Origin of the sequence: Polaromonas sp. JS666 (genome assembly GCF_900103405.1) — a bacterium.
Classification (GTDB): domain Bacteria; phylum Pseudomonadota; class Gammaproteobacteria; order Burkholderiales; family Burkholderiaceae_C; genus Polaromonas.
The window spans coordinates 1-12341 of record NZ_FNHX01000013.1 but is presented as its reverse complement, the minus strand read 5'-3'; the positions used below and the strand labels follow the sequence as shown (position 1 = coordinate 12341).

Here is a 12341-nt window from a genome sequence, read left to right as displayed (position 1 = left end):
CAGGCCTTCAAACGGGCGGCAGCACCATGTCCGCCGTGCCCGGCCGCATCCAGCGCGGGTACTCGCGCGAGGTGTCTATGCAGCCGCCCGACTGGTAGACGCCCTTGGGCTCGCGCATGCGCAGCATCAGCTCCAGGATGCGCGCGGTCTCGGCCGGGTCGGCGCTGGAGGCCTTGACGCCGGCTTCGACAATGCTTTCGTTGATGCGCAGCTCGCCGGCTTCGTCGGTATAGGTCGCGTGCCGCCAGTGGAACAGCTCCAGGCATTTGGCCGTCAGGGTGTAGGGCTGTTCGCGCTTCCAGAAGTTGGTGAACAGGCCGTTGCCGATGTAAAACACCCAGGAGCCTTCGTAACCTGAAACGTCCGAGGAGTGTTCATCGGGGTTGCGGAACCACAGGCGGTCGCCCGGTACGTAATATTTAGGCGGCAGCGGCTGCTCCATGGAGCCGTATTCGCGCAGGAACACGTCGTGGAATTTGCCCGACATGATGGCGCGCCGCTCCCAGCGCTGCTGCAGGCCGGCCAGCAGGGGTGGGTTGCAGTTTTCGAGCTCCTGCGCGATGGCCAGCAGGATCACATACTCGGTCGCGCGGTAGCACGAGAAGGAATACAGCTTGCCCGAAGCTTCGGGCTGGGTGGCTTTTTGCAAAGCGGGAATCAGCGCGTGGCCGGGCCGCACGGTAAAGCCGTCGTCCTCGGAGTAGGTCCAGCAGTCCTCGGGCCGGTTGACCTCGGTGGTGTGGAATTCCAGCGCCGTCTTGCGCGCGGCGACCACGATGTTGCGGCGCACGCGCAGCGCCGAGGCCAGCTCTTCATGGCTGGGAAATTCGAAGGCAATCGGGCTCAGCAGCATGGCCAGCAGGATTTCGCGTTCCAGGTCCTCGCTGCTGCCCGTCGTGTCCAGTTGCAGTTTTTCGGCCAGGCCCAGGGTGTCCAGGCCCGGCGCCCATTTGTCGGCCAGTCCGGCCCTGAGGCGAAAACGCCGGCCCGCGGCGGCGCCCTCGCGCGCCGGCAGTTCCGCGGTTTCCACGGCGTCCTGCAGGCCCAGCTGCTCGAGCTGCACCAGGAAGCGGTAGCTGGACGCCGCCAGCGCATCGGCCGTGCCGGCGTGAAGGTGTATGCCCGCAATGGCGAGGCTGGGAGTGGGGCTGAGGGCTGCGCTCATGTGCCAAAGAGTATCTTTGCTTGGCGCGATCCCGGCAATGGTAAAAACACCACGGGGGCAAATGCAAGGTTTGCGTCAGCGTTTAGACCGGCAACAGGTTCTCAGGCGTAGGTGATCCAGCTCGCGTGCTCGGGCGCGTCCAGGTGCGGCAAGGTGTTGTAAGTCACCAGCATGTGGCGCTTGGGCGTGAAGGCGAACTCGGTGAGTGAGCAGTTGCGTATGCGCAGGTTGAGCTCTATGGTGGTTTCCGGGCTGGTGCCCAGCACGTGGCCCACGGCCGTCGAGATCGGCCCGCCGCTGGAGACCAGCAGCACATTGCCGCTGTGCGTGCTGCGAATCTGGTCCAGCACGTCGGTGACGCCGGCGACAAACTCCGTGTAGCTGGGCATGCCCTTGGGGCTGACGACGCCGGCCATCCATTGCGTCAGGCCGTCGCGCAGCAGGCGGAAATGGCCGCGGTATTGCTCGGGCGTGGTCGGTTTTTCCAGCTTGTGCGGGTGTATCGCGCCTATCACCGCATGGCTGTCGTATTCATTGAGCCCGGGCCGCTGCTCGGCCTGCATGTCAATCCCCATGCCCTCACAGATGCCGGCAAAGGTGTTGACCTGGCGCTGCAGCGTGCCGGTGAAGGCCGCGTCAAAGCTGATGCCCTTGTACTTGAAGTATTCCCCCAGGCGGACACTTTGCTGGCGCCCCATGGGGCTGAGCACGTCGTAGTCGTCTTCGCCAAACGAGGCCTGGCCGTGGCGCACGAGGTAGAGGGTTCCCATGGGCGGATTGTGGCGGCGGCGGGCCATGGCCCCAGTCCCGCGTGCGACGGCTTAGACGGCAGCTAGCACTTTGGCGACAGTCGTCGTGTCCACATTGCCGCCGGTAAGCGCGATGCCCACGGCCTGGCCCTTGAGTCGATCACGCTCCTGCATCGCGGCAGCAAAACTCGCCGCGCCCGCACCTTCGGCCACATTGTGGGTGTCGGCGTACAGCGCGCGCATGGCCTGGGCTACTTCGTCGTCCGTCACCTTCACGACGTGGTCCAGCTGCGGCAGCAGGATGGCCAGCGCCTCGGCATCGGCAACGCGGCAGGCCATGCCGTCGGCCAGCTGCGTGGTCACAGGCGCTTCCACCACGCGGCCGGCGGCCAGCGAGTCGGCATAGGTGGTGGCATGCGTGCTCACCACGCCGACGATGCGCAGCTTGCGGCCCAGCGCCAGCTTGGCGGCAATCGCCGAACACGCGCCGGATCCCTGGCCGATGGGCACATAGACCACGTCCAGCTGCGGCACGGCCAGCATGAATTCCCACCAGTAGGTGCTGACGCCGTGCAGCAGGTCGGCATGGAAGCTGGGCACCATGTGGGCGCCGCGTTCGGCGGCCAGCGCCATGGCGAATTCGCGGCTGGCCTGGAAGTCGTCGCCGTGTTCGATCAGCGTCACGCCCAGCGCGCGCATGGCGGCATTCTTTTCGGTCGAGTTGCCGTGCGGAACCACGATGGTGCAGGCCACGCCGTGGGCGCGCGCCGCCCAGCCTATGCTCTGGCCGTGGTTGCCGCGCGTGGCACTGACGACTTGCGCGGGCAGCTCGCCGCGCCGCAGCAGCGCCTCGAAGTAGGTGAGCCCGCCGCGCAGCTTGAAGGCGCCGACCGGCGTGTGGTTCTCGTGCTTGATCCAGCAGTCGGCGCCCAGGCGCTGGCTGGACAGGCCCCAGCGGTATTGCGGTGTGGCCTGGAATTCGCGGTACACCACGCGGGCCGCGTCTTCGATCTCGCGCAGCGAGGGCAGCATGCTGTTCTCCAGCGCCGGCGCCTGGTCGAGGACGGCACTCATGCGGCCGCCCGTTTTTCGGTCAGCAGGCGCAGCGCCAGCAGGCCCAGCACCGTGCCCATCACATAGCGCTGCACGCGCATCCAGCTGATGTTGCGGTTCAGGAAGCCGGCAATCGCCGCGGCGAAGCAGATCAGTACCGTGTTCACGCTGGTGCTCACGCTGATCTGCACCGCGCCCAGCGTCAGGCTTTGCAGCAGCAGGTCGCCGCGCTCCGGGTGCAGGAACTGCGGGAAGAAGGAGAGGTAAAACATCGCCACCTTGGGATTGAGCAGGTTGGTCATAAAACCCATGAGGAACAGCGTGCGTGGCGGGTCGTGCGGCAGCTCGCGTGTCTCAAAAGGTGCGAGGCCGCCGGGCTTGACGGCCTGCCACGCCATCCACAGCAGATAGGCCGCGCCCGCGACCTTGATCGCGTCAAAGGCCACCGGCACGGCCAGCAGCAGCGCCGTGAGGCCAAAGGACGCGGCCAGCAGGTGCACCACAAACCCCAGGGCCACGCCGCTCAGCGACACCAGGCCGGCGCGAGGGCCCTGGCACAGCGTGCGCGAGATGCAATAAATCATGTTGGGCCCGGGCGTGATCACCAGCACAAAGGCGGCGAGGGCAAACCAGGCGAGTTCGGTGGAGCTGAACATCTAAATCCCCTTTGATTCAAGCGTGACAAGGCCGCGCGGCGTCTGCAGCGTGGCGATCAGGTTGGGCGGGCCTTGTGACAGGCCTACACCGGCCAGGCCTATGGCCTCGTAGCCGGCGCGCAGCGCGTCGGGCCGCGGGTGGCTGGCGTGCAGCGACTGCAGCGTGACGCCCGAGGGCGCCATGCTTTGGCTGGGATGGGTCTCGCCCCACTGGATCAGTGTGGGCAGCGCGCCGTAGAACAGGCGCTGCCCGTCCTCGCGCACCGTGATTTTCCAGGACAGCAGGCCTTGCGGCGTCATGCGCGAAGCCTCCAACAGCTCGCCGCGGTCCAGCCCCAGGCGCGCCAGCGCGCGCACGCCGCCTTGTGCGCGGGGCGTGGAGGCCGCGAAGTGGGCGAGCTGCGGCCCGCCTTTGCTGAGCTGCAGTTGCAGTTCCAGGTCGTCCAGGTCAAACCAGCGCCTGGCCGGGGCCGGTCGCGTGCAAGGCTTGCCCGGCTGGATCGCGATGATTTCAAAATAAGCCGTGGGAAAGGCCGGCGAGGCGATGCTGAAGAGCCGGTTGTGCGTGCCCATCAGCGCATGCTCGCCGCCCGGCCCGGGCGTGATGCCCAGTACGCGCTCGCACCACTGCACACCCTGCTCCAGGCTGGCCGCCACCACCACCAGGTGGTCGACCTGCGAGGCCAGCGGAGTGGATGCGGTGGTGTTCTCCATGGCTTAAAGCGTGACGCTTCCATCGATGCAGCTCACCGACTCGCCGCCGACCCAGACCTGGCCGGCCGCGTCGCGTTCAAGATGCACCTGGCCCGCGCGGCCCAGGCACACGCCTTGCGAGGCGGTGTAGCGCTCGGGTGCATGGCCCTCGGCGATCAGCCATTGCGCCAGGCTGGCGTTGAGGCTGCCGGTGACCGGGTCTTCGTCGACGCCCAGGGGCGCGGCAAAGGCCCGCACCTCAAAGTCGGGCGCGAAGGAGGGCTGGGACGCCGCAAAAGCCCTGGCTTCGCGGTTGGCGCGTGCGATCAGCGGCGCGGCTTCTTCGTGCGGGTAGCGCGCGACGACGCCTATCTTGGTGCCCAGCTTGGCCAGCGCCTTGTGGTCGGGCGCCAGGCTCAGCACGGTTTCGGGGCTGTCCAGCAGCAGGCCCAGCCAGAGCGGGCCGTTGTCCAGGCATTGCGCGGCCAGCACCTGGCTGGCCTTGAGGCCCAGCGCCGTGGCCACCTGGGCCAGTACCGTGGGGCTGGGCGCCGAGCGCTTGAGCGCCGGTGCGGCGAAGGCCAGGCGTTGGGTGCCGGGCTCGCGGCGGATCTTGACCAGGCCGACCTTGCATTCCTGCACGATGAAGTCCTTGGAACGCGGCTGCCCGCCGGCTTCCAGCCAGCTGTGGCAGCTGCCCAGCGTGGGGTGGCCGGCAAAGGGCAGCTCGCCGCCCGGCGTGAAGATGCGCACGCGGTAGTCGGCCGCGGCGTCCGTGGGCGGCAGCAAAAAGGTGGTTTCCGACAGGTTGGTCCATTTGGCAAAACGCTGCATGGCGGCATCGTCCAGGCCGCTGCCGTCCAGCACCACGGCCAGGGGATTGCCGTAGTAAGGACTGGGGGTGAATACGTCGACTTGCTTGAATGCGCGCTGCTTCATGGGGGCTCTCGGTTTTCCAGGTGGTTTTAAAGATTTATGACAGGGGAAGGTCCAGCACGCCGCGCGAGGCGGGACGCGCCAGCAGGTTCTGGTACCAGCGGTCCAGGTGGGGCCGCGCGGGCCGCGGCTGCGGCAGGCCGAACCAGCGGTGCATTTCGCAGCCCAACGGGATGTCGGCCATGCCGAATTGCTCGCCGCCTATATAGGCATGCTCGGCCAGGTGCGCATCGAGCAAAGCCAGCAGCGGCTCGGTGGCGGCCACCGATTGCGCGATCAGTCCAGCATTGCGCTGCTCGGCCGGCGTGCGTATCAGCTGCACAAACGCCGCGCGGCCGGCCGGGTTGAAGGTGGTCTGCTGCCAGTCCATCCATTGCTCGGCGGCAAAACGCTGCGGCAGCGCCGTGGGATAGAAGTTGCCCGATGAGTATTTGGCGCACAGGTAGCGCACGATGACGTTGGACTCCCAGACGAGGACCTCGCCGTCTTCCATCAGTGGCACCAGCGCATTCGGGTTCTTGCGGCGGTAGTCGGCATCCTTGACGATGCCGAACTGGCCGCCGGCATCGGTGCGCTGCAGGGTCAGGCCCAGTTCCTGGGCGGCCCAGACGACTTTGCGCACATTGATGGAGCTGATGCGCCCCCAGAGATGAAGCATGTCAGATTCCTTTGGAAGGTCGGTCGAGGAACACCAGCCTGAGCGCGAGCCCGGCCATGGTCAAAGCCAGCAGGCCGCGCTGGAATGTCGCGGCGCCGGGCCGCGCCTGCAGGCGGCGGCCTATCTGGCCGCTGAAGGCGCCCAGCACGGTGTTGAAAACCAGCGCCAGCGCCGACAGCAGCACGCCCAGCACCAGCAGCTGCAAGGTCACGTGGCCGCGCGCCGGGTTGACGAACTGCGGCAGGAAGACCATGAAAAACAGCAGCGCTTTCGGGTTCACCAGGTTGTTGAGCCAGGCCATGCGCACAATGCGCGCGAAACCGGCGGGCGGGGCCGGCGCCTTGTCGCCGCGCGCGCCGGCCGGCCGCAAGGCCTGCCAGGCCAGCCACAGCAGGTAGAGGGCGCCGGCGTAGCGCAGCACGTCGAAGGAGGGCGGCCAGGCCGCGACCAGCGCGGTCACACCCGTCGCGGCGCACAGGGTGTGCACCAGGTCTGCCGCCGAGATGCCGATGGCCGCCGCGAAGCCGCCGCGCACGCCGTGCGCCAGCCCGTGCGAGAGCACAAACGCCATGTTGGGACCGGGCGAAATGAAAAGCGCCAGCACCGCCAGCACGAACAGCGACAGCGTGCCCGTGTCCATCATGCGGCCGCGCGCAGTTCAGGCAGGCCCGTGGGCAGTTGCTCGCGGATGGCCGCGGCCAGCGCGGCGATGCCGATGTTGATCTGCTCGACGCTGGAGGTCACAAAGGACAGGCGCAGGGTGCGGGCGTCGGCATGGTCGGCGTAAAAGGCCCAGCCGGGCACAAAGGCCACGTTGCGCTCCACCGCCTTGGGCAGCAGGTCGATGGCGTTCATGCCCTCGGGCAGGCGCACCCACAAAAACATGCCGCCGGCCGGCGTGTTCCAGCTCACGCCCTCGGGCATGTCGCGCTGCATGGCGGCCAGCATGGCGTCGCGCTGCGATTTGTAGAGCGCGCGTATGGTCGGCACGTGGCGCTCCAGGAAGTTGTTCTTCATGGTCTCGACCACCATGCGCTGGTTAAAGCCCGGCGTGTGCAGGTCGGCGGCCTGCTTGGCCTGCAGCAGCTTGGGGTAGAGCGACTTGGGCGCAACCAGGAAACCCAGGCGCAGGCCGGGCGCCAGGATCTTGGAGAAGGAGCCCATGTAGACGCAGCCTTCGGGGTTGCGCGCCGTCAGCGGCAGCGGCGGCGGCGTGTCGAACCACAGGTCGCCGTAGGGGTTGTCCTCGACGATGGGCAGGCCCAGGCGCGCGGCTTCGGCGCTCAACGCGGCGCGGCGCGCCTCGCTCATGGTGCGGCCGGTCGGGTTCTGGAAGTTGGGCAGCACATAAAAGAAACGCGCGCCGGCGGCCTTGCTGGCGAGATCGGCGATGTCCACGCCTTCCTCGTCGCTGGCCACGCCCACGACCTCGGGTTCCATGGGCGTGAAGGCCTGCAGCGCACCCAGGTAAGTGGGTGTTTCCACCAGCACGCGGCTGCCGGCGTCTATCAGTATCTTGGCGACAAGGTCCAGGCCCTGCTGCGAGCCGGTGGTGATCAGCACCTGCGCCGGGTCGACCTCCCAGGGCAGCATGGCGGCGACCATCTCGCGCAGCGGCGCATAGCCTTCGCTGGCCGCGTACTGCAGCGCCGCATGGCCATCTTCGCGCAGCACCTTGTCGCAGGCCTCGCGGAAGGCGGCGACGGGGAAGGTCTTGGGCGAGGGCAGGCCGCCGGCGAAGCTGATGATGCCGGGTTTTTCGGTGACCTTGAGGATCTCGCGGATCACCGAAGGGTTCATCTTGTGGGCGCGTTGCGCCTGGGTCCATGTCATGTCGCTCATCTCACTCTCCTCCTTGAGGGCCGCCTCGGGCGGCCCGGCTCACACAATGGTTAAAAAATTCAGGGTGCCGCGGCGTACGGCTGCCGGATATGGCAACCATGATCGCAGCCTGGCGGTTTTGCGCAAGACTTTCATGCGGCTGCTCAATCCACCACAAACAGGGTGGCGCCCAGCGGCGAGGTCGAGCGGTGCGCCTCGGCCTGGTCGGCGACCTGGTAGCTCATGCCGGGCTCCAGCGTGAAGCGGCGGCCGTCCTCGAGTTCGGTGTGCAACTGGCCCTGCAGGCACAGCAGGATGTGGCCTTTTTTGCACCAATGGTCGGACACATAACCCGGCGTGTACTCGACCATGCGCACGCGCACGTCACCGAAGGTCTGCGTGCGCCAGAAGGCCTTGCCTTCCAGGGCCGAATGTTCGGTGCGGTCCACGGTGGACCAGTCGGTGGTACCGAAAGGGATGTTGGCGATGTTCATGCGGCAACTCCCTGGCCGCGGTCGCGCTGGTTGGGCGTGATGTGTTCGATCTTGCCGTCGCCATAGGAGCGCAGCACCTGCGAGATGACGATGTGAAAGCCTTTGTACCACTGGGTGTACTGGCGTTTGGCTTCCAGGTGCTTGGGGTGGGCCGAGAAAGCGCGCAGCGCCTCCTGGTTGTCCCAGAAATAGGTCGCGTTGCTGCGCGTGCCGTCGGGCGAGCGCCAGGTTTCCGCGCCCAGGTAGCCCGGGGTGGCATGGGCGGCTTCCTCGATCAGCGCATCCAGTGCGTGGAAGCGCTCGTCATAGGTGCCCGGTTCAAAAATAAAGGCGGCGCAGTACATCAGGTCTTCCCAGGGTGTAGCAATGAAGGGGGCATGGCGGCCGGCTGGTGCACCGGCATTTTTTTGCCGATGAACACGGTGGCGATCACCGCCAGGCCGAAGCCCACGGTCACCGCGTCCAGGCTTTCGCCCAGCAGCGGCACCGCGAACAGCATGGACATAAACGGCTGCAGCAGCTGCACCTGGCTCACGCGCACCGTGCCGCCCAGCGCCAGGCCGCGGTACCAGGCGAAAAAACCCAGCCACATCGAAAACACCGCGACATAGCCAAAGCCCCACCAGGCCGACGCCTTGATGGCACCGGCCGGCCAGCTGAAGGCGGCCAGCGGCAAGGTCAGCGGCAGTGACAGCAGCAGCGCCCAGCAGATCACATGTTCAGCCTGCATGCGCTGCGACAGCCGGGCGCCATAGCCGTAACCCACGGCGGCGCACAGCACGGCGGCCAGCAGCAGCAAGTCCGCGGGGCTGATGGACAGGCCGCCGCTGCCCGATCGCAAGAGGGCAAAAGCCACCACCAGCGCGCTGCCCAGGGCGGCGCACAACCAGAAGCCGGCGGACGGCCGCTGGCGGTGCAGCAAGGCGCCCACGGCCGCGGTGGCCAGCGGCAGGGCGCCGATGATCACGGCGGCATGCACGGCCTCCACATAACGCATGGCAATCGAGGTGAACAGCGGAAAGCCGAAGACCACACCGCCCGCCGTGGCGGCCAGCGGCCACCAGTCCTCGCGTTTGGGCAAGGGCGCGCGCGTGGCCAGCAGGAACGCGGCCGAGAGGCCCGCGGCCACCACGGCGCGGCCTAGCGCGATGAAGATGCCCGACAGCTGCGGCGCGTCCGGCGTGCCCACGGCCAGCCGCGTCATCGGCAGCGTGACGGAAAAGATCACGGTGCCCAGCAGGCCCAGCCACAGGCCTTTCGTGATGTGCGCGTGGGGGCTCATATAAAGAGCATCCAGATCGCGGTGGCCACCAGCACGGCCGCCATGGCGTAGTTGAACCAGCGCAGCCGCAGGCCGCTGCCGGCAGGGCCGGACAGCCAGTCGCGCAGCAGCGAGCCGGCCAGCGCATACACCATGTTGCTCACAAAGGCATAGGCCAGCATCACCGGCAGTACGATGGCCAAGCGCAGGGCGGGCGCCTCGCGGCCGGCGATCCAGCCGCTGACGATGGCCAGCGCCAGCATCCAGGCCTTGATGTTGACGAATTGCAGCGCCGCGCCCTGCCAGAAGGTGACGCTCAGCCGTGATGCGTCGGCCTGGCTGAGCTGGCGCGACTGGGAGACCTTGTAGGCCAGCCAAAGCAGGTAGGCCACGCCGCCGATCTTGACGGCCCAGCTCAGCAGTGGCACCGCCAGCACCAGCGCGCCCAGGCCCAGCGCGCAGACCAGCAGCAGCGCGCCCCAGCCCACGGGCACGGCGCAGACAAACGGCAGCGCGCGGCGGAAACCGTGGTTGGCGCCCAGCGCGGTCGACAGCGTGGTGTTGGGCCCGGGCGAAAAACTCATCGCCGTGGCCAGCACCAGTAAAGCCGTAAATTCTTGCCAGTTCATGTTTCCCACTTTATAGTTGAAAGCAGTACACCACCAATACAGTTAGCGGTACAAATTCCAAAACTGTATTGGTCAAATAATCAGCACACCATGCCCTACCGGGGGCGATGAACAGGAAAAAGGCCGCGCCATGTTGATGAAAGCCGCTTCACAATCCCTGACCGAACAGCTCTCGGCGCGTTTTGCCGAGCGCATACGCAGCCGCCTGCTGGCGCCCGGCGCGCGCCTGCCTTCGGTGCGGCTGTGCGCCGAGCAGCAGGGTGTGAGCGTCTCGACCGTGGTGGCCGCATATGACCAGTTGCTGGCGCAAGGCCTGGTGGTGGCGCGCAAGAACCGCGGTTTTTTTGTGCGCGATGCTTCGCTCAATGCGGCTTCGGCGCCCGCCGCCAAAGCGCCTGCGGCGGCGCACCCCGGAAAGCACGGGCCGGTGCAAGCGGCCGACCTGGCGCCGCTGGGCGCCTGGAGCACCGCCAGCTGGATGGCCACGCGCCAGGCGCCGGTCGACGCCACCGCGCTGATACGTGGCATGTTCCACAAGGTCAGCAACAAACCCCAGCCCGGCATGGGCGTGTTTCCGCCCGACTGGCTGGAAACCACCTTCATGCCCGCGGCCGTGCGCAAGGTCACCAGCGTCAGCGCGCTGCGGGATTTTTCGCTGCAGTACGGCGAGCCCATGGGCGACAGCGGCCTGCGCCGCGCGCTGTCGCAGAAACTCAGCGCGCTCAATGTGCATGCCGTGCCCGAGCAAATCATCACCACCGTGGGGGCCACGCATGCGCTGGACATCGTGAGCCGCACGCTGCTGCGCGCCGGCGACTGCGTGATGGTGGAGGAGCCCGGCTGGGCCGTGGAATTCGCCCGGCTGGACGCCTTGGGCATGCGTATCCTGCCGGTGCCACGCCGCGCCGACGGCCCCGACCTGGAGGTGATGGCGCAGTACTGCGAGATCCACCAGCCCAAGCTGTTTGTCAGCGTCAGCGTGTTCCACAACCCCACCGGCTACTGCCTCACGCCGGGCAGCGCGCACCGCGTGCTGCAGCTGGCGATGCAGCACAACTTCCACATTGTTGAAGACGACACCTACAGCCACCTGGCGCCCGAACACGCGACCCGGCTGTGCTCGCTGGACGGCCTGCAGCGCACGATTTACGTCAGCGGTTTCGCCAAAATCCTCGCGCCGGGCTGGCGCGTCGGCTTCATGGCCGCACCGCCCGATCTGGTCGAGCGCCTGCTGGACACCAAGCTGCTGGCCACGCTGACCACGCCGGCCCTGCTGGAAAAGGCGCTGGCCTGGTGTATAGACCAGGGCCAGCTGCGCCGCCATGCCGAGCGCATACGCACCCGGCTCGATGCTGCGCGCGCCCGCAGCGTCAAGCTGGCAATCGCCCACGGCTGCAGCTTCGCGACCGAGCCCGCCGGCCTGTTCGGCTGGGTGGACACCGGCGTCGACACCGACGCGCTGGCCCAGCGCATGCTCGACGAGGGCTATCTGATCGCCCCGGGGGCGCTGTTCCACGCGGTGCGGGCGCCCAGCACGCTGATGCGGATCAATTTTGCGACCACGCAGGAGGCGGCGTTCTGGAAGGTGTTTGCTCGGTTGAGAGATGCGGTGAAGTAGCCGGGTCTTGCTCCGGCGGGCGCGCCTCTCCTCCCCCTCCTCCTCTTGTTCTTCCTTCATCTCTCTCTGCCGAGGGCGGTTGGCCGGGGGTTGCCCGGCGGCAACTCACTTTTAGCGAAACCCGCATAGCGGGTTTTCTTTGTTCGCCAAAGGCGCGCTGCGCGCGCGGGGTTTGCTCACTTCGCGTAGCGAAGTTACGCAAACACCAAAAGTAAGCAAAAGAAAGGCGACCCTGGTGTCTGCGTCCCTCCGCTTCGCTACGGGCAACCTGCGGTGCTCGGTTCAGGCGGGGTCTCGCTAAACTCGCTACGTTTCACTTCGCTCAAACAACGCGATCCCTTATCCGCCTGAACCTGCGCTCCTCGGCGCATACACAAGGGGTGGGAGAAGGAATACCAATACCCAATACCGAAAACCACAAGGACACGCCATGGCGTGCCCTTGTTGGTATTTGTCTTCTTGGTTTTCTGTCCCCGATCCCGATTGCCCCGTCCTGGCTGGGCCGAGGAGCGCAGAGACAAGCGGATCAGGGCTGGCGTTGTTTGAGCGAAGCGCAGCGTAGCGAGTTTAGCCAGACCCCGCTTGGCTCGAGCACCGCAGGTTGCCCG

Annotated in this window: 14 protein-coding genes; 1 reads left to right on the top strand and 13 read right to left on the bottom strand. The window is 67.0% G+C overall.

What is annotated here, in order from left to right; translation table 11 throughout:
• Window positions 1-7: 7 nt before the first annotated feature.
• The 13 genes from BLQ85_RS21440 to BLQ85_RS21380 all read right to left on the bottom strand — a co-directional run bounded on the left by BLQ85_RS21440 (window position 8) and on the right by BLQ85_RS21380 (window position 10115).
• Complete coding sequence (locus BLQ85_RS21440; RefSeq protein WP_074579998.1) at window positions 8-1165, bottom strand: hypothetical protein; 1158 nt, start codon at window positions 1163-1165, stop codon at window positions 8-10.
• Window positions 1166-1266: 101 nt separating this feature from the next.
• Window positions 1267-1935, bottom strand: a complete 669-nt coding sequence (locus tag BLQ85_RS21435; RefSeq protein WP_074580072.1) for a histidine phosphatase family protein — start codon at window positions 1933-1935, stop codon at window positions 1267-1269.
• A gap of 51 nt (window positions 1936-1986) precedes the next feature.
• The gene (locus BLQ85_RS21430) at window positions 1987-2988 is read right to left on the bottom strand and encodes a threonine dehydratase (protein ID WP_074579997.1); all 1002 of its coding nucleotides are present in this window, start codon (window positions 2986-2988) and stop codon (window positions 1987-1989) included.
• The gene (locus BLQ85_RS21425) at window positions 2985-3623 is read right to left on the bottom strand and encodes a LysE family translocator (protein ID WP_074579996.1); all 639 of its coding nucleotides are present in this window, start codon (window positions 3621-3623) and stop codon (window positions 2985-2987) included. The genes BLQ85_RS21430 and BLQ85_RS21425 overlap by 4 nt, the downstream gene beginning before the upstream one ends.
• On the bottom strand, window positions 3624-4337 hold the full coding sequence (locus BLQ85_RS21420; RefSeq protein ID WP_175456168.1) for a VOC family protein: 714 nt from the start codon (window positions 4335-4337) through the stop codon (window positions 3624-3626). It lies immediately after the preceding gene.
• A gap of 3 nt (window positions 4338-4340) precedes the next feature.
• The gene (locus BLQ85_RS21415) at window positions 4341-5255 is read right to left on the bottom strand and encodes a PhzF family phenazine biosynthesis protein (protein WP_074579995.1); all 915 of its coding nucleotides are present in this window, start codon (window positions 5253-5255) and stop codon (window positions 4341-4343) included.
• Between the two features lie 34 nt (window positions 5256-5289).
• Complete coding sequence (locus BLQ85_RS21410) at window positions 5290-5910, bottom strand: glutathione S-transferase (RefSeq protein WP_074579994.1); 621 nt, start codon at window positions 5908-5910, stop codon at window positions 5290-5292.
• Between the two features lies 1 nt (window position 5911).
• Window positions 5912-6553 carry a LysE family translocator gene (locus BLQ85_RS21405; protein ID WP_074579993.1) on the bottom strand — a complete coding sequence of 214 codons (642 nt, stop codon included), beginning with the start codon at window positions 6551-6553 and terminating at the stop codon, window positions 5912-5914.
• Window positions 6550-7743, bottom strand: coding sequence for an aminotransferase-like domain-containing protein (locus tag BLQ85_RS21400; RefSeq protein WP_074580070.1), 1194 nt, complete (start codon window positions 7741-7743; stop codon window positions 6550-6552). Before BLQ85_RS21400 ends, BLQ85_RS21405 begins: the two co-directional genes overlap by 4 nt.
• Window positions 7744-7895: 152 nt before the next feature.
• Window positions 7896-8225, bottom strand: coding sequence for a DHCW motif cupin fold protein (locus tag BLQ85_RS21395; protein ID WP_074579992.1), 330 nt, complete (start codon window positions 8223-8225; stop codon window positions 7896-7898).
• Complete coding sequence (locus BLQ85_RS21390; protein ID WP_074579991.1) at window positions 8222-8569, bottom strand: antibiotic biosynthesis monooxygenase family protein; 348 nt, start codon at window positions 8567-8569, stop codon at window positions 8222-8224. Before BLQ85_RS21390 ends, BLQ85_RS21395 begins: the two co-directional genes overlap by 4 nt.
• The gene (locus tag BLQ85_RS21385) at window positions 8569-9507 is read right to left on the bottom strand and encodes a DMT family transporter (RefSeq protein ID WP_074579990.1); all 939 of its coding nucleotides are present in this window, start codon (window positions 9505-9507) and stop codon (window positions 8569-8571) included. Before BLQ85_RS21385 ends, BLQ85_RS21390 begins: the two co-directional genes overlap by 1 nt.
• Entirely contained in the window at window positions 9504-10115 is a 612-nt protein-coding gene (locus BLQ85_RS21380) for a LysE family translocator (RefSeq protein ID WP_074579989.1), read from the bottom strand. Before BLQ85_RS21380 ends, BLQ85_RS21385 begins: the two co-directional genes overlap by 4 nt.
• A 130-nt stretch (window positions 10116-10245) precedes the next feature.
• Here BLQ85_RS21380 and BLQ85_RS21375 point away from each other — a divergent pair, with 130 nt between their 5' ends.
• Entirely contained in the window at window positions 10246-11733 is a 1488-nt protein-coding gene (locus BLQ85_RS21375; RefSeq protein WP_074579988.1) for an aminotransferase-like domain-containing protein, read from the top strand.
• The last annotated feature ends 608 nt before the right edge of the window (window positions 11734-12341 follow it).

What these genes read in the sequence shown, in the direction of transcription:
- BLQ85_RS21430 (WP_074579997.1), bottom strand. Translation starts at nt 2,988, where the DNA reads ATGAGTGCCGTCCTCGACCAGGCGCCGGCGCTGGAGAACAGCATGCTG.
- BLQ85_RS21375 (WP_074579988.1), top strand. Translation starts at nt 10,246, where the DNA reads ATGTTGATGAAAGCCGCTTCACAATCCCTGACCGAACAGCTCTCGGCG.
- BLQ85_RS21435 (WP_074580072.1), bottom strand. Translation starts at nt 1,935, where the DNA reads ATGGGAACCCTCTACCTCGTGCGCCACGGCCAGGCCTCGTTTGGCGAA.
- BLQ85_RS21380 (WP_074579989.1), bottom strand. Translation starts at nt 10,115, where the DNA reads ATGAACTGGCAAGAATTTACGGCTTTACTGGTGCTGGCCACGGCGATG.
- BLQ85_RS21395 (WP_074579992.1), bottom strand. Translation starts at nt 8,225, where the DNA reads ATGAACATCGCCAACATCCCTTTCGGTACCACCGACTGGTCCACCGTG.
- BLQ85_RS21405 (WP_074579993.1), bottom strand. Translation starts at nt 6,553, where the DNA reads ATGATGGACACGGGCACGCTGTCGCTGTTCGTGCTGGCGGTGCTGGCG.
- BLQ85_RS21420 (WP_175456168.1), bottom strand. Translation starts at nt 4,337, where the DNA reads ATGGAGAACACCACCGCATCCACTCCGCTGGCCTCGCAGGTCGACCAC.
- BLQ85_RS21410 (WP_074579994.1), bottom strand. Translation starts at nt 5,910, where the DNA reads ATGCTTCATCTCTGGGGGCGCATCAGCTCCATCAATGTGCGCAAAGTC.
- BLQ85_RS21390 (WP_074579991.1), bottom strand. Translation starts at nt 8,569, where the DNA reads ATGTACTGCGCCGCCTTTATTTTTGAACCGGGCACCTATGACGAGCGC.
- BLQ85_RS21440 (WP_074579998.1), bottom strand. Translation starts at nt 1,165, where the DNA reads ATGAGCGCAGCCCTCAGCCCCACTCCCAGCCTCGCCATTGCGGGCATA.
- BLQ85_RS21400 (WP_074580070.1), bottom strand. Translation starts at nt 7,743, where the DNA reads ATGACATGGACCCAGGCGCAACGCGCCCACAAGATGAACCCTTCGGTG.
- BLQ85_RS21385 (WP_074579990.1), bottom strand. Translation starts at nt 9,507, where the DNA reads ATGAGCCCCCACGCGCACATCACGAAAGGCCTGTGGCTGGGCCTGCTG.
- BLQ85_RS21425 (WP_074579996.1), bottom strand. Translation starts at nt 3,623, where the DNA reads ATGTTCAGCTCCACCGAACTCGCCTGGTTTGCCCTCGCCGCCTTTGTG.
- BLQ85_RS21415 (WP_074579995.1), bottom strand. Translation starts at nt 5,255, where the DNA reads ATGAAGCAGCGCGCATTCAAGCAAGTCGACGTATTCACCCCCAGTCCT.